The following is a 21,558-nucleotide window of genomic DNA, read 5'->3' on the forward strand; positions in this document are numbered from 1 at the left end:
GCTACAGCTCCACCGCTTCCGGTACGTCCTTCGCCGCCGGCGCTTCCTCGCGCCGTTGCCGGCGGCCGCGGCGCGGCTCCTGGTCCGGCAGCCAGCCGAAGGCGAGGCAGCTGCCGACGACTCCCAGGAGCAGGCCGATGAAGAAGCCGCCGAGGTTCGAGGTGAGCCAGCTGCCCAGGGAGCACAGGACGCCGATGATCGAGTAGAACAGGCGTTGAGCCGGGCTGAAGAGGATCAGCAGGCCGCACAGCAGCATGACGGTGGGCAGCAGGTAGCCGGCCAGGCCCTGCATGCCGATGTGCATGATGACCTTCAGCGAGGCCTTCTCGGTGAGCAGGATCTCCGCCCCGCCCAGGGCGAGCAGCAGCCCGCCCAGGAACGGACGGCGGGCCCGCCAATGACGGAAAGCGGGCCGCACGCCTTGTCTCGGGGAGACCGACATCAGCAACCCGAGTCGCTGAAGCTGAGTTTCAGGCCCGGAAGCTTGAACACAGCCGCTGTGGTCGCGTAGTTGGTCTGCCGCAGGTTGTCGATGTGCACGGTGTCGGCCTGCTGGCTGAAGACGCCCGCCTTGCCCTTGACCCCGGCCTTGGTGAGCGTGCTGGCGTCGTTGCCGATCTCGATGTTGTTGAAGGACGCGTCGCCCGTCAGCTCGGTCGAGTCGGTGGTCAGGTTGCTCGCCTTGACCTTCGACGAGCCGCTGCCCGCCTTGATGAGCAGGTTCGTGCCGCCCAAATCGACGCTCTGGCACAGGCTGTCCAGCGTCGCGTTCTTCATGGCGGAGGTGACGATCAGCACCTGACCACCGGTGTCGCCCGCGTTCGGGCTGTCCGGGATCATGCTGTCGAGGTCGCCGAACTGCTCGAATCCGGTGCCGTCGAGCGACTTGGCGGTGACCGTGAACGGCATGCCGGAGATCGAGAACTGCACCCCCAGCGCGCCCTCGGCGGTCATGATCGCGAGGCCGGCAGCGACCGTCACGGCCGGCACAGCCATCACGGCGGCACGGCGCAGCCGGACCCGCCCGCGTCTGGCGGGCTCGGGTGCGGAACCGCTTTCGGGATTCCCCGGGGTGTGGTCGGCGGACGAGGTGACGTCCGAGGACGTGGCCATTTCTGCTCCCATGCATAGTCATTGCGGGGTTGGGCATCAGCGGCACGTTGTCCTGGCGCGGACAGCGGACTACGGCGCACGGCTCCTCGCAACTCCCGGCGGGCGCAAGGGCTTTCTCGTACTCCGCAGTAGCCGACGAGGAAGTTACCCGTGGTTACATTTAAGGGTCAAGGGAGTTGTGGAAAAAGAGTGTCGGTTGTGCCCCACCTGTGCCTCCTTGAGTGGTGTGGGCCCCCCGTCTCACCCTTGAACGATCGTCAACTGCCTTGTGGTGCCTTGACGTTGACTGACACTCAGGTCTACAACTTGCCCTGGCTTCCCCCAGGATCCGTGGCGCCGGATCCGGCCACGCGGCAGTGGTCCGCGTTCCCGGAACCCCTCACGCCCCCACGCCCTCATGCCCCCGACGGTCCCGCACGGGCCACTTCCCCCCTGGCCCGTGCGGACCGCCCCTCCCCGCCCGGTTTCGGCAGACGGCCCTTCCCACGGGTCTTCGGCCGCTCACCGGCCGGTTGCCGTTGCCGGCCCGTCGCGTACGGAGAAGGCGCCACGGACCGGCAGCGGCGGACGCGGACTCGCGTCCTCCCACGCCACTTTCGGCCCCCGCATCTCAGAAAAGAGAGACCCCCGCATGCGTACTCGCACTCTCATCACCCTCATCGGCGCTGTCGCCGCCCTCTCGATCCCCGCCGCCCTGCCCGCCTCGGCGGCCGACACCGCGGTCCTGACCACCGGTTCGGCCGATGGCGCCGCCGTCGCGGTCGGCGACGTCCTCAGCGCGCCACTGGCCGGCGGCACCAGCGCCACCCTCTACTCCAGCGCGACCGGCACCAGCGGCGTCAAGTGCACCTCGTCGACGTTCACCGCGACCGTCGCCGACAACCCCGCCGCGCCGGGCACGGCCACCGAGTCGGTCACCGGGCAGACCTTCGACAGCAGCAGTTGCACCAGCAACGTCGTCGGCGTGCTCGGCGTCAAGAGCATCTCGGTCGACAACCTGCCGTACACCACCACCGTGGCCTCCGGCGGTGCCCTCACCGTGGCTCCGGCCGACGGCTCCACCATCCAGACCACGGTCAAGCTGACCACCCTGCTGGGCAGCATCACCTGCGTCTACCAGGCCCCCAGCCTGACCGGCACGACGAACAACGACGACAACAGCATCAACTTCACCAGCCAGCACTTCACCAAGACGTCCGGCTCGTCGCTGTGCTTCAGCAACGGCTACTTCACCGCCAAGTACGCCCCGGTCACGGACAACGGCGCGGCTGTCTACGTCAACTGACGTAAGAACAAAGGAAGTTCAGCGTCGACGCAGACGCAGCGCCAGGGCGGCGCCGCCGGTGAGCACCAGCACCGCAGCGGCGCCGCCCGCCAGCATGGGCGCGGAGGGCCCCGAGTCGTCGGCGGAGACCGAGGCCACCGGGGTGCTGTCGGGGGCGGAGGTGTCCTTCTGCGGGCTCGCCGCGGTCTCGGTGCTCCGGGACGGAGTCGTACGGCGCTCGGGCGTCGCCGAAGGGCCGGCGCTCGCGCCCTTCTTGCCGCCGCCCGCGGAGGCCGGCGCCTCGGTGCCGCCGCCCGTGCCGCTCCCGGCCGCCGCGAACACCACGTCCGAGCACGAGTAGTAGGTGTCCGTCGTGCTGCTGTTCTGCCAGATCGTGAAGAGCACGTGGTGCCCGGTCCGGTCGGACGGCAGCTTCGCCGTGATGCGGTACGCGCCGTTCGCCAGTGCCGGGTCCTTGACCGCCGCGAACGGCTGCTCCGGGAGTTCGGACCAGGTCAGCGGCTTCCTGGGGTCGTAGCCGGGCTTGGTGAGATAGAGCTTGAACGTGCCGGTGTGCGGGATCGTCGAGGCGTATTTCATCGTCAGCGCCGCGCCCGGCTTCAGCGTCGTCGACGGCCAGTCGGAGCGGGCCAGGTCGAGCCCCTTGTAGGCGCTCAGCCCACCGCTGCACAGCTTTCCGTCGGGGATGACCTGGCGGTCCCGGCCGGCCACGTCCGGCACCCGCAGGTTGTCCCACAGGGTGAAGGGGGCGCCGTTCGCGGCGACGGCCGCCTTGCAGGCCGCCGACCGCGCGTTGCCGCCGCCGTCGGGTGAGCAGGCGTAGACCCGGCTGACGGGATCGGTGGGTGCGCCGTGCGCCTGCGCGGGGCCGGCCGCCCACAGGGGCAGCAGGAGCGGGGTCACGAGGGCGGCCGTCAGGGCGGTGCGGTGTGCGGTCATCCGGGGCATCCGGAACGTCTCCTCGGCCGGCGCGGAACGGTGTGCTTGCGGGGAGTACGGAAAATCGGTGCGGCCCGTTCACCACTGTCCCTGGCCCCACTCAACCGCCGCCCCCGTCAAGGAAGGTGTGGCCGGGATGCCGGGCGGCCCGCCGGCCGTTCACCTGCGCCGGACGCCTCACGACGCCACCGACGTCTCATTGAAAACCAACCGGTCGCCTCGTACTCTGACGGTCACCGGCACGGGCACCGCTCCGTCTGGTCTGTCATCCGCTTTCGGGGACCGAGGGAGCAACATGCCTCAACCGATCCTGACGGCCACCGTGCCCCGTCAGCTCGTCCACCGGGCAGCCGTCGCGGAAACGTTTCTCACCGACTGGCAGCGGACCGGAGCCGACAGGTTCAGGCTGTTCGCGCAGTGGCCCCGAGCACACCAGTTACACGTGTCGCCGGACCGGTCCGCGTACGAGCCACTGCTCGTCGCGGAGACCGTCCGCCAGTGCGGGGCCCTCCTCGCGCACGCCGCGTACGGCGCCCCGCTCGACCACTGCTTCGTCCTCAAGGAACTGCGCCTCAGCACCCGCCCCGAGCATCTCGCCGTGGGTGCCGCACCCGCCGAACCCGTCCTCGACGTCACCGCCTTCGACGTCCGCCACCGCGCGGGGCGCCCCACCGCGCTCCGCTACGACACCGTCGTACGCCTGGGCGGCGAGCGCGTCGCGAGCGCGCACATCGCGGTCAGCTGGACCAGCGAGTCCGTCTACCGCAGACTCCGCGGCGGCCGGACCGCGGCGACCGTCTGCGCAGTGCCGCTCCCGTCGGCCCTGCCCGCCGGCGTCGTGGGCCGCGCCCTGCCCACGGATGTCGTGCTCGCCCCGCCCGACCGCCACGGCCGCCGACAACTGCGGGTAGATACCGCCCATCCTGTTTTCTTCGACCATCCGCTCGACCATGTGCCCGGCATGCTGCTCCTGGAGGCGGCCCGCCAGGCCGCCCGCGCCCGCACCGCCGGCCCGGCCGGGCCCGCGTCCTTCCACGCTGCCTTCCATCAGTATGCCGAGCTGGACAGACCCACCTGGATCGAGGTGACCGAGGGGCACGGGACGGACCTCGAAGTCCGGGGAAGACAGGGCGAGTCGACGGTCTTCGAGTGCCTGGTCGACGCCGCCGCACGGTGAGATATCGTTCACGGGGAGTGAGAAACAAACAGCACGACCCGTTCTTTCCAGCCCCAGGAGTGTTCAGTCGATGGCGAGGCAGTTACGCGCCGAGCAGACCCGCGCGACGATCATCACAGCCGCAGCCGACCTGTTCGACCGTCACGGCTACGAGTCGACCAGCCTCAGCGACATCGTCGATCACGCCCAAGTCACCAAGGGCGCCCTGTACTTCCACTTCGCCGCGAAGGAGGACCTGGCCCACGCGATCATGGAGTTGCAGTCGAAGGCCTGGCACGAGGTGACGAAGGACCTGGACGGCCGGGGCTACTCCTCGCTCGAAAGCCTGATGCGCGCCACCTTCGGCATCGCCCGGCTGTCCGTCGAGGGCCCGGTCCCGCGGGCCGGGCTCCGGCTCGCCACCGGGGGAGTCGCGGTGCGGCCGCCGCTGAAGCACCCGTTCACCGAGTGGCGGGACATGGCCACCCGCAGACTCCTCGGCGCCATCAAGGAGGCCGACGTCCACCCGGACGTCGACGTAGAAGCCGTCGCGCACTCCCTCGTCAGCTTCTTCGTCGGCACCCGCGTCGTGGGCCGCTCCCTCGAACCCGTCGGCCGCCAGCCCCGCAGGCTGGCCGAGATGTGGCACGTCATGATCCGCGGCCTGGTCCCGGTGCCCCGCCGCGCCCGCTACCTGAGCCTCGCCGCCCGCCTGGAGCGGGAGATAAGAACGGGCTGAGGTGGCGACGGAGCCTGCGCGGGCCCAGGCCCTAGGGTGAGGCGCATGCCCGAAACCCCGCCCGCGCCCCTGATCCTCGGCAACGAGCCGGGTTCGTTCCCGCACAGCGTGCTCGCCGAGCGGCATCCCGCGATCATCCGGCAGGTACGGGAGGCCTTCCCGTACGGCCCCGCACAGCACCGCGCACTCGACGCGCTCCTCGCGAACTGCACCGAGGGCGTCGTCGAACCGCTGCCCGCCGAGGCGCACGACCGGGTCCGCTGGGAGTCGTGGGGCAGCACGGAGTACGTCGGCCGCTCCTGGTACGACATCCCCTGGCTATGGTCGGAGAGCTACTTCTACCGCCAGCTCCTCAGCGCCGTCGGCTACTTCGGCACCGGACCCTGGCAGGGCATCGATCCGTTCCGCCCCTTCAAGCTGGCCGAGCTCGACTCCCGGGAGACGGGCCAGGAACTGGCCGCGCTCGACGCCCTGTCCGCCGAGGACCAGGACCGGGCCCTGCTGCACGGCTCCCTGTGGGGCAACCGCGCAGACCTCGGCTTCCGCCTCTCCGCCGCCGGCGCCGAAACAGGCACCCCGGGCGCAGCCCCGGGCCTGGTCGCCGACGACAGCGAGACACTCTGGTCGCTGCTCCCGCCGTCCGGCGCGGGCACGCTGTGCCTGATCGCCGACAACGCGGGCCGCGAGCTCATCCCCGACCTGCTCCTCATCGCCCACCTCCTCGAACGCGGGCGCGTCGGACGTGCCGTCCTGCACGTCAAGCCGTACCCGTACTACGTATCCGACGCCACGACGGCCGATGTCCTCGACGCGCTGCGCAGGCTGACCGGCGCCCAGGGGGCCGCCGCCGAGTACGGCCGCATCCTGTGGTCGGCGATGACGGACGGCCGCCTCATGGTCCGCGCCCACCCCTTCTCCGCCGCACCGCTGCCGTTCGCGGACATGCCCGACGACCTTCGCGCGCAACTCGCGACGGCCACCGTGACCATCGTGAAGGGCGACCTCAACTACCGCCGCCTGGTGGGCGACCGGCTCTGGCCCCCGACCACGCCCTTCGGCGAGGTGACCGCCCGCTTCCCCGGGCCGGTCGCCGCACTGCGCACCCTGAAGTCCGACGTGATCACCGGCCTGGACCCCGGCACGGAGGCCGCGCTCGTGGCGGCCGAGGAGCAGCGGTGGCGGACGGGTGGCACACACGCCCTCATCCAGGTCCGCGGGTGAGCGCCCGCGTCCGCCACTGAGCCTCACATCACCCGTATCGGCAGCGACTTGAGCCCATTGATGAAATTGGAGGTCAGCCGCCTGGCCGGCCCGGCGGGTCCTGATTGAGCATCATGCGCCGGATGAAGGGAAGGTCGGCCGGGTCGGGATCGCGGATCTGGGTCGCGCCGAGGTGTGAGGAGTACGTGGCCGAGTCCTTGAGCACGCGTAAGACGTCCGCGTGCCGGGTCACCGCCCAGAAGCCCGCACCCGCGGGCCACCCCAGCAGCTCCCGCTCCTCCTGCCAGGCCACCGGGTGGTGGTCGCGCAGCACGCGATAGGCGGCGTGGGGCACCCCGGCGGCGTACTGCCGCGGATCGAAGACGTCCGGAACCGGCGGTGCCTCGCGCACGTTCATGAAGCCACCGTGACGTGGTGGACGGGGCTTCGGCAAGGGAGCGCGCTGGGTGGGCCGCCGGGGGCACCCCTGTGGAATTGAGCGGCGCGCCGGAGGGAGCGCGGCAGGTCCGGCCCGGGTCGGCGGGGAGCCGAGGGGAACGGCAGGCCGTGGTCCGGGGGGTGAGGGGCGGCGTCCGCTTCTGTGCGCCCCGTGCCAACTTGCCGGTCCTCCTGCGGTGTTCGGCGCGGATCGCCAGAATCGGGGCATGGCCATCCGTGAACTCAGCTACGTGCTCCTGCGCGACCCCGACTCGGGTGCCGACCGGCTCACCCCCGTCACCGAGGTGCCCGAGGGCGTGCCGGACGACCTGATGCAGCGGATCATCTCGGTCACGCACCGCGCCGCGCCCGCCGTGGGAGCCGCGCTCAGCTACACCCGGCTGCCCCACCGCGCCGGCGGCGGACTCCTGTGCAGCGCACGCCCGGACGAGGAGTCGGACGGGTTGCGCGTCGACGCTCGCTACGAGGCCGACGACGCCGGCGACGCCGACGGCCCACGGCGGCGCTGGCCCGTCGACGCCTGGCGGCCCAGCACCCTGGGCGGGACCGGCGACGAGGCGTTCGCACCGGACACCCGGTGCTGGGACGAGGCGCTGCTGGTGAAGTTCGCCGCCGACCAGGGCCGGCGCGTCGCTCCGTTCCTCGCCGACGTGCGCAGGCTGTTCGCCGACCCCGCCGGCCGCCAGATCGTGGTGGCCGAGCGGGACCAGGAGACCGTGGCCCGCTGGATCGCCCTCGCCTGCGCCTCCCTGCCCGTCCACTACGCGAGGGCGCTGACGTTCACCACCCATTCCGCGGACCCGGGTGTCGCACCCCAGCAGGTCGTCGGCATCGGCCCGGACACGGACGCCGACCTCTTCGACCGGCACGACGTCGCGACCGTCACCCATCTCTTCCGGGTGCACGACGGCCTGGACGGCCGCGGCAGCCCGCCCCTGTCCGACCCCTGGGCGCAGGTGGCCGCCTGGCTCTGGCGGGAAGGAGTCGTCCCACGGCCCGACGAGCCGGTCGAGGGCACCGACGCCGAACGGTCCGGCGCACAGGTCCCGGACACCGGCGCCCCCCAGGATCCCTTCGCCCTCCTCCCTCTCGTCCGCCGGGCCCTCGCCGTCCGCACCTGGCACGCCCTCGGCGACCTCCCCGAGGACGCGCTGCGCGAGATCCTGGCCGCCGCCGTCCGCGCCGCCGAGCACGGCCGCACAGACGACGCGGCCCAGCACCTTGCCGTGATCGCCCGGCGGATCGCCGAGCACCGGCCCGACGCCGTCCAGCCGCTCGCCGCCGCCCTGGCCCGCAGCCGGGTCAGGGCGGCGGACCCGCAGGACGTCGTACCGGCGCTGGAGGCCTGCACGGACCTGCCGCTGGACGAGGGGACCTGGCGCACCCTGCGCTCGGAGCTCGGGCCGCCGCCCGAGGACGAGCTGCGCAAGATGCTGCGCTACCCGTTCGACGCCTGGGAGAAGCCGCTGCGTGCCGTCCTTGCGGGCGGGGGTGACCGGAGTTCCGCCCTGGACGAGGCAGTGGACAAGATCGCGGGCGCCCTGAGCAGCCCCGAGGCCCGGCGCGCCTGTGCCGACGCGGTGGCCCTGCTCGCGGCGGTGAACCACGGCGGGCTGGTCCGCCGGGTCCTGGACCGGCTGGCCCGGGACCTGACGGATCGCCGTGTCCGGGCGTTGCGCGACCTGGCGGCCTCCTACGGCGACTGGCTGCGCCCGTATCTCGACGGGGCACCCCTCGTCATCCGCCTCGCCGTGTCGGCGGCGAACCTCAAACACTTGCACCGCCTGGAGGGGGCCGACCTGTGGGTACAGCTGGCCAAGCGGCATCTGGACGGCCAGGTGTCCGACGGATCCACCCTGCGGATCATGTGGGCGCTGGTCTGGCCGCAGAACGGTTTCCCGCCCAACTCCGACCAGAGCAGGGTCACCGAAGTCTGTCCGCCCCGGCTGATCGTCGAGGAGGCGATGGAGATCCGACTCACCCACTGGCTCAGGCACCCGTCGGCGCCCGACCAGTCCCTCGTCGACTTCGCCCGGGCCAGTGCCCGCTCCCCCCGGTACAACCGCTCGGAGCGGGCCACCGCCCAACTCATCGTACTGACCTGGGACTTCGCACACCGGAACGAGTCCGTGCAGCGCGTGATGGAGCACCTGCCCACGCTGGAACATCAGGCTCGGGGCCTGGGCAGTGTGCTGCAGGACGCGATCGACCGCTGGCTCGCCAGCGGTCTGGCCCAACTCGGCCCCGAAGAGCTGCGCCGTTCCCGCGCGCTGCGCTATCTCGCCACCGGCCATGTGGGGCGGCTGCGCCACTACCGGGCCGCCGTGGCCGACGCCCAGGGCGCGCTGGAACCCGCGGCGCTGTGCGAACCGCGGCGTGTGGCCGCCCTGTTCGTCGTCTGGCGCAGCGACCAGGAGGGCGCCACCGGAGGCTGGCGGGACACGGCCGAGGACCTGCTCCACGACGTCATCGGCTCCGTGCTGCCCCAGTTGGGCGAGCGAGGCAACGACGAGGTGCTCGCCTTCCTCAAACGCGATGTCGGCGAGGACTGGGTACGGGCCTGGACCGAATGGCGCCGTCGCCTGCGGTGACAGGGGGCGCACACGGGGCGCATGTGAAACCGGTGAACACCCCTCTGTCTCCCCTCGTCTCCTCAATCGTCCCAGGCACCAGATCTTCGCCCCCATTCTCAACTAGGCTTGTCCTGAAGGAAGTCCAGGCCGGCCCGGCCTGACCTCGGGGGAGAGGACCAGCGTGAGCGACACCTTCGACCTGCCGGGCGGCAGCATGGCGAGCCGCCCCGTCCATTTCATCTGGCTGCTGGACTGCTCCGGCTCGATGAGCGTGAACGGAAAGATCGCCGAGCTGAACTTCGCCATCCGCGAGGCGATCCCGGAAATGCAGTCGGCCGCCCGGTCCAATCCCGGAGCCACCCTGCTCGTCCGTGCCGTCTCCTTCGCCAGCGGAGCCAGCTGGCACATCAACGACCCGACCCCGGTGGACCAGTTCACCTGGGAGGACCTGCACACCTACGGCGGCACCGACATGGGCGCGGCGTTCCGGCTGGCGGCCGGCGCGCTGCAGACGCCGCCCATGCCGCAGCGCGCCCTGCCCCCGGTCCTCGCGCTGGTCTCCGACGGCCAGCCCACCGACGACTGGCGCTCCGGGCTGCGCTCCATCGACGACACGCCCTGGGGCAAGCGGGCGGTGCGCGTCGCCCTCGCCATCGGCGACGACGCCGACAAGAGCATGCTCAAGGAGTTCCTGGCCAACCCGGAGCTGGAGCCGCTGCAGGCGAAGAACCCGCGCCAGCTGGCCGCCGCCATCCGCTGGATGTCCACCGCGGTGAAGGCCGCCTCCACGCCCAAGACCGACGGCGGCGGCCCGGTCCAGGCCCCGCCGCCCGTCGCCCTGGGCAAGGACGAGGACGAAGACCCCATCTGGTGACCGGCGTCGTGGCACCGGCCGAGCCGTGGGAACTGCTCAAGGGCGAGGTGAAGGGCGCGGCGAAGAAGTACAGCCAGGACCGCTGCGCCGCACGGCACGTGGCCGGCGGCCGCGCCGTCGTGCTCGCCGTCGCCGACGGACACGGCTCGGCACCCCACTTCCGCAGTGACCTCGGAGCCCGCTGGGCCATCGATGAATTCACCGCCTGCGCCCAGGAGTTCGCGGCCGCCGCGGTGCGCTTCGACGACGAGGCCGAACAGCACGACGACCACAGCCCATGGTGGAACTCGCTCGCGGAACTGCGCGCCGAGGCCCGGCGGCTGCCCCAACTGGTCGCCCACCGCTGGTACGAGCGCGCCACCCTGCACGACTGCAATTCCCCGGCCCACGGCGCGCCCCGGCACACGACCAGGGGCCCCGACCTCACCGCCTACGGCAGCACCCTCGTCGGCGCCGTCCTCACCCGGCGCCTGCTGGTGTGCTGGCAACTGGGCGACGGCGACGTCGTCGTCCTGGACGCGGCCGGGACGCCGTACACCCCCCTCTACACCGGGCCCGACCTCGGCGACGAGACGGACTCCCTGTGCGCGCCCGAGTCCTGGCATCGCGCCCGCTGCCACTGGCAGCCGCTGACCAGTGAGGGCCCCTCGGGGGTGCTGCTGTCCACGGACGGGCTGTCCAAGAGCTTCACCGACCACCAGGGCTTCCTCGACTTCGCGGCCGGCGTGCAGGGCCGCGCCCACGAGCTGGGGATGCCCGTGGTGCGCAGCCGGCTGACGGAGTGGCTGAGCCACGCCGCCCAGTACTCCGGCGACGACACGACACTCGTCGGCGCCTTCGAGGCCGCAGGCTCCGCCGCGCCCCGGCGAAACGACGCGCCACACACGTGAGCCACGAGAGGAACCGCATGGTGAACGGCATGCTCGCCCCCGGGCAGACCCTGGTGACCGAGCAGGGGGAGAAGGTCAAGGTCGACGACATGTTCGGCTCCGGTGGCCAGGGCGAGGTCTACCGGGTGCGGACACGCAAGGGCGACCGTGCTCTGAAGTGGTACTACCCGCAGCTCGCGGACAGCCGCCAGCGGCAGATCCTCGAAGGCCTCATCGGCTGCGGCTGGAGCGACGACCGCTTCCTGTGGCCGCAGACCGTCGTCGTGGACGCCGACGGCAAGCTGCCCGGTTTCGGCTACCTCATGGACGTACGGCCCGAGCGCTTCCATGACCTGCCCGCGCTGTTCCGCCGCGATCCCGCGCTCGCCGCGACCACCCAGCGCACCCTCGTCATGGCCGCCCTGCACACCGTCGAGGCCTACCGCGCCCTGCACGGCAGGGGCATCGCCTACCGGGACATCAACTGGGGCAACATCTTCTTCGACCCGCGCACCGGCGACGTCCTCGTCTGCGACAACGACAACGCGGTCTTCGAGGGCGAGACCGCGGGCGTCGCCGGCACGATGGACTTCATGGCGCCGGAGCTGGTCCGCGGCGACCGGGGCGCCCAGCCCGGCATCCAGAGCGACCTGCACTCCCTCGCGGTGCTGCTCTTCCTGCTCCTGATGAACCATCACCCGCTGGAGGGCGCCGAGGCGTTGAAGATCCGCTGCATGGACGAGAACGCCCGGAAGAAGCTGTACGGCACCGACCCGGTCTTCCTCTACGACCCGAACGACAACCGCAACCGCCCGGTCCGCGAGGAACAGCAGACCGTCGTGGCCACGTGGGGCGCGCTTCCGCCGATCCTGCAGCGGCTGTTCGTCGAGACGTTCACCGACGGCCTGAAGAACCCCGTCCGGCGGGTGCGTGAGGGCCAGTGGCGCGACGCGCTCAGCGAGGTCCTCGACACCGTCTGCGTCTGTGCGTCCTGCGGCCGCCAGAACCTCACCGAACCGGACGGTCCCGCCCCGGACTGCTGGGGCTGCGCCCGCCCGGTCAGCCTGCCGCCGCGCCTGCAGCTCACCATCGGCACAGGCACGATGCGCACCAAGCCCAGGTCCGTCCGGCTCGGCCCGCAGGCCCGGCTGTACGCCCACCACCTGGTGGTGGAGGCGGAGCGGCACGACTTCACGGCCGTCGTCGCGGAGGTGACCGAACACCCCAAGCAGCGCGGCCGGTTCGGCATCACCAACCGCTCGCACAACAGCTGGACGGCCCGCCGCTCCGACGGCTCCGTGCACGACGTCGGCCCCGGCCGCACCGTCGCCCTGAGCACCGGCCTGCAGCTGGAACTCGGCGGCGGCGCCGAGGCGGTCGTACGCGACTGACCGCCGAGGGACGTCAGCGGCGGAACGGCCACCACCGGCGCCAGCGGTCCCACCAGAGATACGGAGGCAGCGGGGGAGGAGGCGGCAGCACCCGGGGCGGTGCCGCGACCGCGGGGAGGTCCGCGCGGGCGGCGTCGGCCGGGACCGCCACGGCGTCGGGGCGCGGCACCGCGCAGGCCGTCACCCGGTAGGCGTCCGAGGTCACCGGAAGCTCCATGTGGCCGTCGGCGAGGAAGCGGCTGCGGGCCACCCGGCGCTCCTCGCGGCGGCCGCCGCCCTCCCAGGTGACCAGCACCAGCACGGCGGGCTCCGGCCAGCCGAACCGTACGGCCGCACGATCGGCACTGATGCGATGCACCGTCAGATCCCGTACCGTGCCCGGCCTTTCGACCACCACCGCCGGTCCGGTCAGCACCCGGTCGCCCAGGGTGCTCACGGCCGTCATCCGGACCCGTGACCGCTCGGGGACGGCCACCTCCACGGACGGCTCGGGCACGGACGGGGAGGGCACGGGCGTCAGGTCCGTGCGCCGGGAGACGTCCGTGCCCGGGCGCACCGGCCCGCTCGGCCAGGACAGCACCGTGCCGAGCCCCTGCTCGGGCGGCCGCCAGGTGAACGCCACCCGGTCGCCGCCGCCGACGAGCCGGGCCGCCAGGTCCTCCACCTGATCGGGCCACTCCACGGCACGAGCCGGCACCCTTACGCCCCCGGACCACACCGTCTCACCGCCCGGCCCCGGATAACCGCAGCGGATCTCATACGTGTACTCCCCCGCGGGCAGCCGCTCGTCCCGCAGTTCCTCCCGCTCGCACTCCACCAGCTCCGGCCATCCGGTCCCCGTTCCTTCCGCGCGGCGTTCCACCTCCACGTGCGTACAGGCCGGATCCACCCGCCAGCGCAGCCGCAGCCCCTCGGGCACCAGCGAGACGGCGGCCCCGGTCACGTCCGGCGCGATCACGAGGGCGGTCGTCGCCAGGGGCACCCCGGCGATCACGTCCTGACGCAGCGGTACGACGGCGTAGCGCACGGGCCGGCCGACGGGGGCGTCCGAGTCGGTGTGCCGCAGGGGGCCTCCCGGCGGTCCGTCCGCGGCGCCGAGCACCGCCAGCTCCGTCACGTCCCCCGGTGCGCCGTCCGGGAAGCGCACCACGCTGAACGAGACCGGCGTCGCGCCGGGCAGCGCGGTCGGCCAGGACAGACGTACCGTCCGCTCGTCCAGCACCGCATCCAGGTACGGGCCCGGAACGGCACCGGCCACGTCCGCCGCCCGCGCCGCCGCACCGAGCAGACCCGCCTGAACCGCCGGGTCGTCCACGGCCCGGCGCACGGCCTCGAACCGGGCCTTGGCCGCGGCCCGCACCGAACCGCCCGCCTCCAGCCGGGCGGCCTTGTCGATCAGTTGATGAACCTCGGTGCGCTGCGCGCGCAACTCGCCCAGAAGCTGCGCCAGTACATGGTCCCGGCCGCTGTCCGGCACCTGCGCGGCCACCTTCTCGGCGTGACGCAGCCGCCTGCTCGGCCATACGTCGCCCAGCAGTTCGGCCGACTCCCGGGCCGGCCCGGCGTCGGGAAAGCCCAGGGCCACCCCCGCCGCCAGATACCCCGCCTCGTCCGGGTGCACCCCGAGGCCGGCGGCCGCCCCCTCGGTCGGCCCGGCGGAGCCGTCGCGCAGCAGACAGCCCAGCTGCCACAGCAGCAGCCGGCGCAGCCCCATCGGGTCGTGCCGGACGAACGCCTCCAATATGTCCACGACGCCCACCGCCCCGGCGGCCCGCGGATCGCCGGAGGCGGACCAGCCGTCCCGGGCCTGCCGGACGTACTCCTCGTCGGCCCGCGCCCACCGTATGCCGCGGCCGCGGAACCACAGCCCGTCCAGGACCCGGAAGCCGTCGTCGTTCCCGGGACGGCCGAAGGCCGGGTGCGCGGCCGGCGCGGGCGGGCGCAGAGCGTCCGCCACATGCCGGAAGCCCAGCGCGTCGAGGTCCTCGCGCAGCCTGGTGTAACCGTGCATCGCGGGGAAGCAGGGCAGATCGGGCAACGGCGGCCGGGCGGCCGCCCCCTCGCCCGACTCGTCCCATACCGCCCGCTGCCCGGGCCGCCACTGTGCCACGCCGCCTGGTCCTTCCCTCGTGTCCGGTGGTGTGCGCGTGACCTGCCCGCCGCCTACTCGCTGAGCTGCGTGTAGAAGTACACGCGCACCAGCGCCGTGTCGGGCCGCTCGCTGAGGTCGTGGAAGTCGTCCGTCGCCATCCGCTTGCCGAACATGCCCGGCTGCGCCCTGGAGAGCAGCTTGTTGACGCTGTGCGCGTACACCGTCCCGCTCTGCCCGCCGCCGAACGTCAGCACCAGGGCCGCCGTACGGCCCTTCCACTTGGAGGTGCCGGAGCGGATCTGGCGCTCCAGGCCGCCCTTGTCCGTGCCGTGCACCCGGAACTGCTCCGGCGAACGCGACACACCCTGGGGCCCGGTCGGCGTCGGGGTCGGGGACGGCGATGTGGAGCCCGACGCGCTCGGAGACGGCTTGGGGCGGGCGTTGGCCAGCGGGTCCGGGCGGTCGGCCATCGACACCAGCGCCAGTACCAGCAGCAGGTCGGCGAAGAGCCAGCCCGCGAGCACGACGACGCCCGGACGTCGGGTGCGGCGTCCGGGGCGTGCGCTCACGCGTCACCGCCCTCGTGGCGTTCGTGTCCGACGCCGTGGCGCAACTGCATCGTGCCCTGCGTCCCGAGCGCGCCGTTGTTCGGGCCGGGGATGCCGCCGTTCTGCCGTGCGGTCAGGGCGCGGACCGCCTGGTCCAGCCGTGCCGCCGCGTCCTGCCAGTGGGCGGCCGCCGCGTCCCAGCGCTCGGTCGCCTCCCGCATGCCGTCGACGACGTCGTTGGTCCGTCCGGCGCCCGCGGCGATCGCCCGGGCCGCCTGCTCCGCCGCCTGCGCCGTCGCCCCGGACGTGGACGCGAGCGCCTTCTGCTCGGCGATCAGCGAGGAGAACGCGGACTGCACCTCGCCCGCGGCCGACTGCAGCTTGTCCGCGATGATCCGGGCCGACTCCTTGCTGTCCTGCCGCACCTGGTCCGTGGCGCTCGTACCGGCCGTCACGGCGGCCTCGACGCGGTCGGCCGCCGTCGCGAGACGCGGCACCTCGGCCGACAGCGTCCCGGCCGCCTGCTGCAGCGCGTCAGTGGCCTTGGCGACCGCGTCCGCGCCGTCCGCCAGCCGCTTGTGACTGCCGTTGGCCTTCTGCAGCAGAGCCTGCAACTGCTGGGCGGCACGGGTCAGTTCCTTGGAGAACTGGTCCGGAGAGGCGGCCCTGTGCGGAGCGAGGCACAGCTGCACCCGGCTCAGCAGCGAGGCCAGCGAACCGAGCAGCCGCTCGTCGCCGTCGTGCCGGCTCTCCTCCTCCCGCTCGGCCCGCGTCCGGGCGTGCGCGTGCCACACCGACAGCAGCACCAGCAACGTGATCAGTACGACGGCCATCAGGGCGACGTTCTCGAACCGGCCCACCGCCGCCAGATGGCCGTCGAAGCCCGTCTGCCACAGCTGCAGGAAGGGACGGGTCGCCTGCTTGGGGTCCTCCCGGCTCAACTCCCCGTAGGCGCGCACCGCTTCGCGCAGCCCGAACCAGGTGACCAGCAGCGGCACGAACACCAGCACACCGAGCACGGCCTCCAGCACGCCGTCCCGAGGAGCCCGCCGCCACCAGGGTGTGCCGGACGGGGAGCCCAGGGGCGGGGCCGTGAGGCTCTCCGGGCGTACGAAGGTCTCGACGAGGGCGAGTTCGGCCCACGACTGGAGCCTGTTGCCCTGTTCGAGATCGTCGGCGAGAGTCGCCAACTCCGGTCGGCGGGCGGCGAGTCGGTCGGGATGCCTGTCGAGCAATGCCGTCAGTTCCCTGCTCAGCACCTTGGGGTCCAGGAAACTCGGTTCGAGGGGTTTGGCTGCGGTGGGCAAGCGGGTTCTCCTGACTCAGCACCGGTACCTCCGGTGCTCCTGCGATCTGCCGGGCTCCTCAGCGGGGGACGCCGCCTCTGTCCCGGTGGTTCCTGCCACGGCGGCTGATTCGTTCCAACAGGGCTTGTGCGGACGCGTGTTCGGGATTCCAGGTCAGACACTGGTGCAGTGCCTCCACGGCGTCGTCCCGCCGCCCGCGTCCGGCCAGCCGCTCCGCGTGCCGGAACGTGCGCTCGGCGAGCAGCTCGCGCACCCGGGCGTTGGTGGGGTCGTGGCCGTAGGCGCAGCGCAGCCAGCGCTCGGCGTCGGTGAAGTGCTCGGGGGAGAAGTCGGCCATCGCCGCCGCGCAGTGCACGGCGATCATCGCGTCCAGCACATCGGCGCCCGTCGTCCCGTCCCCGGCGGCCTGCCAGGCGGCATGCGAGGCCTGCACCGCCTCCTCGTACCGCCCCTCCGTCAACAGATCCCGCGCCACGGTCAGCCGCCGCACGGCTTTGAGATCGGCCCAGTGCTCGGCATCGGTGGGTTCGGGGCCGGCGGGCCCGGGGTCGGCGGGCCCGACATCACGGGGGGCGGCCACCTTGGGTTTCCGGTCCGGGGGGCCGGGTGTGTGCGCGGTGGTTGAAGCATCCGGGTCCCGGTCCGGGGCCGAGTACGGGTCCGGGCGCGGTGTTCCGGTGGTCTGCCCGGGGGCCGGCCTCGTCGGCTCCGAGCCGGGTACGACGGGTGTGTGCCCAAAAGGCGCACCCGCTGCGGTCCCGCCCCCGGCCGCTCGCGGGTCCGGGCCGACGGCTCCGGTGGATGTCTCCGTCTTTGTTTCCTTCTCTGCTCCTGTCGCCGCCGAGCCCGAGTCCGGCGCGGCCACCCTGCGCCCGGCCGTCGGCACCGCTCCTCCGGTGGCGGACCCGGCAGCCGCCGATTCGTCGGCCGCGCTCCCCGCCGGTGCCGATTCCGAGGCTGTGTCCGTGTGTTCATCAGCCGGCTGGGCCGCCGCGCCAAGCCCGGCGTCAGCCAGCGACACGAGCAGCCCCCGTGCCTCCGCCAGGATCGTCTCCAGCAGCGTCCTCGCCTCTTCCACCCGTCCCTGCTCCGCCAGCCTGCGGGCCAGGCCGACATCCAGGGACGCGGCAGGGGCGGGAGGCGACAGAAGGGTGACCGACAGGTGCGGTGCCTCCGCCAGGGTGTCCTCGGAGGAGTCCGAGGGCTCCACGGCCAGGCCCTCCAGGGGCGAGGACGGTATGCCGGCGAGTTGCGAGGCATGCAGCAGCGCGCCCGTGGCCAGGAGGTCTGCCGGCGCCGGAACCGTCTCGCGGGCAAGCCCCCGCACCCCTGACCGGACCGCTTCCAGACGGGTGCCGCCACCCACCAGCAGCAACGTGTCGACGTCCCGCCGGTCCATCGCCGACTGGTCAAGCAGCGTTCCCGCGCGGGCGAGCGTACGGCGCACATGGCGCTCCAGATACGCCGCCAACACCTCGCGGTCGTACTGGAGTTGTGCCGGTATGCCGCCACCGAGGTCCAGTTCGAGGAGTGCGCCGCCGGCCCCGTCGGACGCGCACAGCTCCTCCCGGATCCGCTCCACCCGCGCCCGCAGCCGCAGCCAGTCCGCCTCGTCCAGGCGGGCCGGGTTCGCCCGCCGCCGGGCGGCCCGCAGCATGCCGGTCAGCGCCGCGTCGTCGAACGCCCGCCCCCCGGTCGACGACGCCGACGCGTGCCCGAGCGCCCGGTACCGCCCCCGCGCCCCCCGTATCAGCCCGAGCTCGAACCCGCCGTACCCCAGCCCGTAGACGAGGCACGTCGTACTGCCCCGTCCCTCCGTGTGCCCGACGACGGCGGCCATCGCGTCGCCGATCAGCCGTACCGAGTCGAGCCCCGCCGTACGCGCCGCGTCCAGCAACGCCGTCCGCTGGGCCGACCCGTAGCTCACCGGGACGCTGACGACGGTCAGGGTGACCCGGCCGCCGGCCTCCGTCTCGGCCCGCTCCCGCGCCTCACGCAGCAGCCCGGCCACCACCTCCTCCGGCGCCGTCGGCACCCCGTCGACGAGGATCGGCCGGCCACTGCCGAGGCGGCTCTTGAGGCTCGGGAACGTCACCGGCAGCTGCCCGGTCACCGACGGCTCGCACAGCAGCCACGGCCATCGCGTGCCGGACAGCGTGAACCGCCGCACCGGCCCGCCGGGCCGTCCGAACGCCGCCCGCAGCCCCGTACTGCCGAAATCGAGCCCGAGCCCCAGCTCGTGCCCCGGCCCGTGAGGGCCGTGCGACGCCGTCACGTGTCGGCCGCGTCGTCGGGGACCCGCAGGATCCCGTCGAAGCGTTCCGTGTCGCGCAACGCCGAGACCCGGCGCGCGTCATACGCCTGCGCCACCAGGTTGGCGAGATTGCGGGCCTGCTGGGCGGCCATCAGACGGTTGCCCTCCGCGTGCGCCTGCTTCACATAGCCGACCGTCTCGTTGATCAGCCCCGCCGTCTCCGGGGGCGCCCCGTCCGCGGCCTCCTCGGCGTGCAGGAACTGACTGGCAAACCCGCAGTTGTGGTACATGTCGTCGACCAGCAGCTCGGTGAGCCGCTTGTACTCGCCGCTCTCGCCCTGCCGCAGCACCTGCTCGGCCTGCTGCAGGTCCCGGCGGACCTTCATCTCCTGCAGGTCCTCGACGAAACCGCCGTAGCGCTGCAGGAACTTCTCCGCGTCCCGCTTGGCCCACTCCAGGCGCTGGCGCAGCGTGGCGCTGTCCGGCTCGAAGGTCGGCGCCGGCGGCTGGGTGCGGGGCTTCTCGCGCTTGGGCGGGGCAGGAGGCATGTACATGTTGGTGCCGGGCACGTTGATCGACACCGTGATGGTGCGGTCGGCGTCGTAGTTGAACGACACGTCCACGCGCTGGTTGAGTTCGATCTCCTGCTCCAGTTCGAACTCCACTACGCCCTGTTCCTGGTTCTTGCTCGCCACCGGGCTGTTGCCCTCGTACACCGGCACCCTGATGACCCGGGTGTCGGTCGCCTGGAACACCTTGGTGCACGGCTCCGGCAGCGGATACGCGGTGCCGCTCTCGATGATCGGCACGAAGACGTCGCGCTGCGAGCCGCGCACGGCGGAGATTCCCATGGCCACGCCCGTCACTTCGTACAGGCCGGTGGAACCGACCGAACGACCGCTGGCCAGGCTGGCGCCGCAGGCCGAACAGGTCACCGCCGCCTCGTCGTTGACGGTCCTGCAGTCCTTGGCCGGGCACTCCACCCCGTCCAGCGTCCCGGCCAGGATGCCCGCGCCGAGCGCCACGCACTCCATGGGGTTGATGGTGCGGCGGACCTTCTCCTTGCCGAAGTACGCCTCCACCGTCTCGTACACCGAACGCGTCAGCGTGCCGCCGCCGACCAGCAGCACGTCCGTGATCTGGGCGGTGGTCAGCCCGTCCTGTTCGAGGGTCTCGCGGACCAGGCTCATGGTGCGCTGCACCAGCGGGTCCGTCAGCTCCCTGAACTCGGCCTGGGTGATCGGCATGTAGACATCGACCACCACGCCGTCGCCGCGGAATCCGGCCGGGATGTTGATGACGGTCTCGGGCATGTCGTTGAGTTCGCGCTTGGCCTGCTCCGCGTACTTCTTCGCGGTGAACCGGAACTGCTTGTCGTCGGACGGGTCGATGCCGCACTCCTGCTTGACCCACTCCGCGATCCGCTCCACGACCGCCAGGTCGAAGTCGTCGCCGCCGAGCCAGTCGTCGCCCGAGAACTTCCGCACGGCGAACTGGGCTGTCCCGTCACGCCCCTTGGTCGAGTCCAGGACCGAGATGTCGAAGGTGCCCCCGCCCAGGTCGTAGACGAGGATGCGGCTGCGCTCGCCGCCCCGCTTGTCCATGCCGAAGGCGATCGCGGCCGCCGTCGGCTCGTCGATGACCTTCTTGACGGTGACCCCGGCGATCTGCGCCGCCTCCCGGGTCGCGGCCCGCTGCGCGTCACCGAAGTGCGCCGGGACCGTGATCACCGCATGCGTCACCTCCTCGTTGAGGTTGCGGGAGGCATCCTTGACCAGCTTGCCGAGGATCGCGCTGGAGACCTCCGCCGGTGTGGTGGTGCGACCGCCGAAGACGACATGGGCGCGCGGGTCGTCGTCCTTGCCCGGCACGATCCCGTAGTTGAGCTTCTCCCGGGCCCGGGCCACCTTGGCGTCCGTGAAGTCGCGGCCCATCAGCCGCTTCACCGACAGCACCGTGTCCTGCGGCTGCCGGTCGGCCCAGTTGAGCGCGTGCTGCCCGACGAGCAGCGACTCGGAGCCCTCCCGGCGCATCATGCCCACCACCGACGGCGTCAGATTGCTCGCCTCGCCGTTGCGGACCACCTGGGCCTCACCGCGGTCCGGGTCGTAGCGCGCCACCACGCTGTTGGTGGTGCCGAGGTCGATACCGATCGCCGTCATTCCTGCTCCCCCTCGCTTTCCTTCTCGGTCAACTGCCGTTCCCCGGCGTGCCGTTCACCCTCCGGTACGGCGACCGCCACGCGCGCCGGCCGCAGAACCCTGCCCTCGTGGCCGTACCCGCGCTGCAGTACCTCGACGACCTCGTCCTCGGCGGCCGACACGGACGGCCGGACCTCGACCACGTGGTGGGTGGCCGGGTCCGCCCTCTCACCGGTGACACCGATCGGTTCCAGGCCCTCGCCGCGCAGCGCGGTCTCGAAGCGCTCGGCGATCAGCCGCAGGCTGCCGCGGTACGCCTCGCCGTCCCGCGCCGGACCGGCGGCCAGCAGCCGGTCGAAGTCGTCGAGGGTGTCGCCGCACAGCAGCAACAGCCGCTCCAGGTGCGCCCGGTGCGCGGCCTCGCGCGCCGCGAGCTGTCTGGCGTGGTCGTAACCGAGCCGGGCGGCCGCCATGTCTGCGTCGGTCATCGGACTCCCCAACAAGTCGAACGGACTCGGCGACGGTGCCGCAGTGCCCCGACAGGGCGCGGGGCTGTTTCCCGGTACGGTTCCGCCGCGCGGGCGCCACGGCCACGACGTGACCGCGGACGACCGTCGG

17 protein-coding genes and 1 pseudogene are annotated in these 21,558 nt (G+C 72.5%); 8 read left to right on the top strand and 10 right to left on the bottom strand.

Features of this window, described 5'->3' with window-relative positions:
• Position 1: 1 nt before the first annotated feature.
• On the bottom strand, positions 2–442 hold the full coding sequence (locus OOK07_RS33930) for a DUF6114 domain-containing protein (RefSeq protein ID WP_266800273.1): 441 nt from the start codon (positions 440–442) through the stop codon (positions 2–4).
• Entirely contained in the window at positions 442–1,113 is a 672-nt protein-coding gene (locus OOK07_RS33935; protein ID WP_266800275.1) for a DUF6230 family protein, read from the bottom strand. Before OOK07_RS33935 ends, OOK07_RS33930 begins: the two co-directional genes overlap by 1 nt.
• A 631-nt stretch (positions 1,114–1,744) precedes the next feature.
• Here OOK07_RS33935 and OOK07_RS33940 point away from each other — a divergent pair.
• Positions 1,745–2,398 (top strand): Tat pathway signal sequence domain protein, encoded by a 654-nt coding sequence (locus OOK07_RS33940; RefSeq protein WP_266800276.1) that lies wholly within the window; start codon positions 1,745–1,747, stop codon positions 2,396–2,398.
• Positions 2,399–2,416: 18 nt separating this feature from the next.
• Here OOK07_RS33940 and OOK07_RS33945 read toward each other — a convergent pair whose 3' ends face one another.
• Positions 2,417–3,346, bottom strand: a complete 930-nt coding sequence (locus OOK07_RS33945; RefSeq protein WP_266800278.1) for a lytic polysaccharide monooxygenase auxiliary activity family 9 protein — start codon at positions 3,344–3,346, stop codon at positions 2,417–2,419.
• 286 nt (positions 3,347–3,632) lie between these two features.
• Here OOK07_RS33945 and OOK07_RS33950 point away from each other — a divergent pair, with 286 nt between their 5' ends.
• The 3 genes from OOK07_RS33950 (at position 3,633) to OOK07_RS33960 (ending at position 6,453) form a co-directional block, all read left to right on the top strand.
• Positions 3,633–4,514 carry a ScbA/BarX family gamma-butyrolactone biosynthesis protein gene (locus OOK07_RS33950; RefSeq protein WP_266800280.1) on the top strand — a complete coding sequence of 294 codons (882 nt, stop codon included), beginning with the start codon at positions 3,633–3,635 and terminating at the stop codon, positions 4,512–4,514.
• Positions 4,515–4,584: 70 nt separating this feature from the next.
• Complete coding sequence (locus tag OOK07_RS33955; protein ID WP_266800282.1) at positions 4,585–5,232, top strand: ScbR family autoregulator-binding transcription factor; 648 nt, start codon at positions 4,585–4,587, stop codon at positions 5,230–5,232.
• 45 nt (positions 5,233–5,277) lie between these two features.
• Complete coding sequence (locus tag OOK07_RS33960) at positions 5,278–6,453, top strand: damage-control phosphatase ARMT1 family protein (protein WP_266800284.1); 1,176 nt, start codon at positions 5,278–5,280, stop codon at positions 6,451–6,453.
• Positions 6,454–6,544: 91 nt separating this feature from the next.
• Here OOK07_RS33960 and OOK07_RS33965 read toward each other — a convergent pair.
• Positions 6,545–6,850: pseudogene (locus OOK07_RS33965) on the bottom strand (cytochrome P450); the annotation flags it as partial.
• A gap of 247 nt (positions 6,851–7,097) precedes the next feature.
• Between OOK07_RS33965 and OOK07_RS33970 the strand changes: the two are divergent.
• The 4 genes from OOK07_RS33970 to OOK07_RS33985 all read left to right on the top strand — a co-directional run bounded on the left by OOK07_RS33970 (position 7,098) and on the right by OOK07_RS33985 (position 12,598).
• Positions 7,098–9,482 (top strand): GTPase-associated protein 1-related protein, encoded by a 2,385-nt coding sequence (locus OOK07_RS33970; RefSeq protein ID WP_266800286.1) that lies wholly within the window; start codon positions 7,098–7,100, stop codon positions 9,480–9,482.
• Positions 9,483–9,678: 196 nt separating this feature from the next.
• Positions 9,679–10,338 carry a vWA domain-containing protein gene (locus tag OOK07_RS33975; protein ID WP_266523837.1) on the top strand — a complete coding sequence of 220 codons (660 nt, stop codon included), beginning with the start codon at positions 9,679–9,681 and terminating at the stop codon, positions 10,336–10,338.
• Positions 10,335–11,228, top strand: a complete 894-nt coding sequence (locus tag OOK07_RS33980; protein ID WP_266800288.1) for a protein phosphatase 2C domain-containing protein — start codon at positions 10,335–10,337, stop codon at positions 11,226–11,228. Before OOK07_RS33975 ends, OOK07_RS33980 begins: the two co-directional genes overlap by 4 nt.
• Positions 11,229–11,245: 17 nt before the next feature.
• A complete protein-coding gene (locus OOK07_RS33985) occupies positions 11,246–12,598 on the top strand; it encodes a protein kinase domain-containing protein (protein WP_266802119.1) in 1,353 nt (450 codons plus the stop codon).
• A 13-nt stretch (positions 12,599–12,611) separates the two neighbouring features.
• Here OOK07_RS33985 and OOK07_RS33990 read toward each other — a convergent pair whose 3' ends face one another.
• The 6 genes from OOK07_RS33990 to OOK07_RS34015 are packed head-to-tail and all read right to left on the bottom strand — an operon-like array spanning position 12,612 to position 21,428.
• Positions 12,612–14,708 (bottom strand): hypothetical protein, encoded by a 2,097-nt coding sequence (locus OOK07_RS33990; protein ID WP_266800289.1) that lies wholly within the window; start codon positions 14,706–14,708, stop codon positions 12,612–12,614.
• A gap of 53 nt (positions 14,709–14,761) precedes the next feature.
• Complete coding sequence (locus OOK07_RS33995; RefSeq protein WP_266685642.1) at positions 14,762–15,259, bottom strand: hypothetical protein; 498 nt, start codon at positions 15,257–15,259, stop codon at positions 14,762–14,764.
• The gene (locus OOK07_RS34000; protein ID WP_266800290.1) at positions 15,256–16,545 is read right to left on the bottom strand and encodes a hypothetical protein; all 1,290 of its coding nucleotides are present in this window, start codon (positions 16,543–16,545) and stop codon (positions 15,256–15,258) included. Before OOK07_RS34000 ends, OOK07_RS33995 begins: the two co-directional genes overlap by 4 nt.
• 58 nt (positions 16,546–16,603) lie before the next feature.
• Complete coding sequence (locus tag OOK07_RS34005) at positions 16,604–18,820, bottom strand: Hsp70 family protein (protein WP_266800292.1); 2,217 nt, start codon at positions 18,818–18,820, stop codon at positions 16,604–16,606.
• Positions 18,817–20,961 (bottom strand): Hsp70 family protein, encoded by a 2,145-nt coding sequence (locus OOK07_RS34010; protein ID WP_266685647.1) that lies wholly within the window; start codon positions 20,959–20,961, stop codon positions 18,817–18,819. The genes OOK07_RS34005 and OOK07_RS34010 overlap by 4 nt, the downstream gene beginning before the upstream one ends.
• Complete coding sequence (locus tag OOK07_RS34015; RefSeq protein WP_266685648.1) at positions 20,958–21,428, bottom strand: nucleotide exchange factor GrpE; 471 nt, start codon at positions 21,426–21,428, stop codon at positions 20,958–20,960. The genes OOK07_RS34010 and OOK07_RS34015 overlap by 4 nt, the downstream gene beginning before the upstream one ends.
• Positions 21,429–21,558: the final 130 nt, after the last annotated feature.

Source organism: Streptomyces sp. NBC_00078, from assembly GCF_026343335.1.
In the GTDB taxonomy this organism is placed as follows: Bacteria; Actinomycetota; Actinomycetes; order Streptomycetales; family Streptomycetaceae; genus Streptomyces.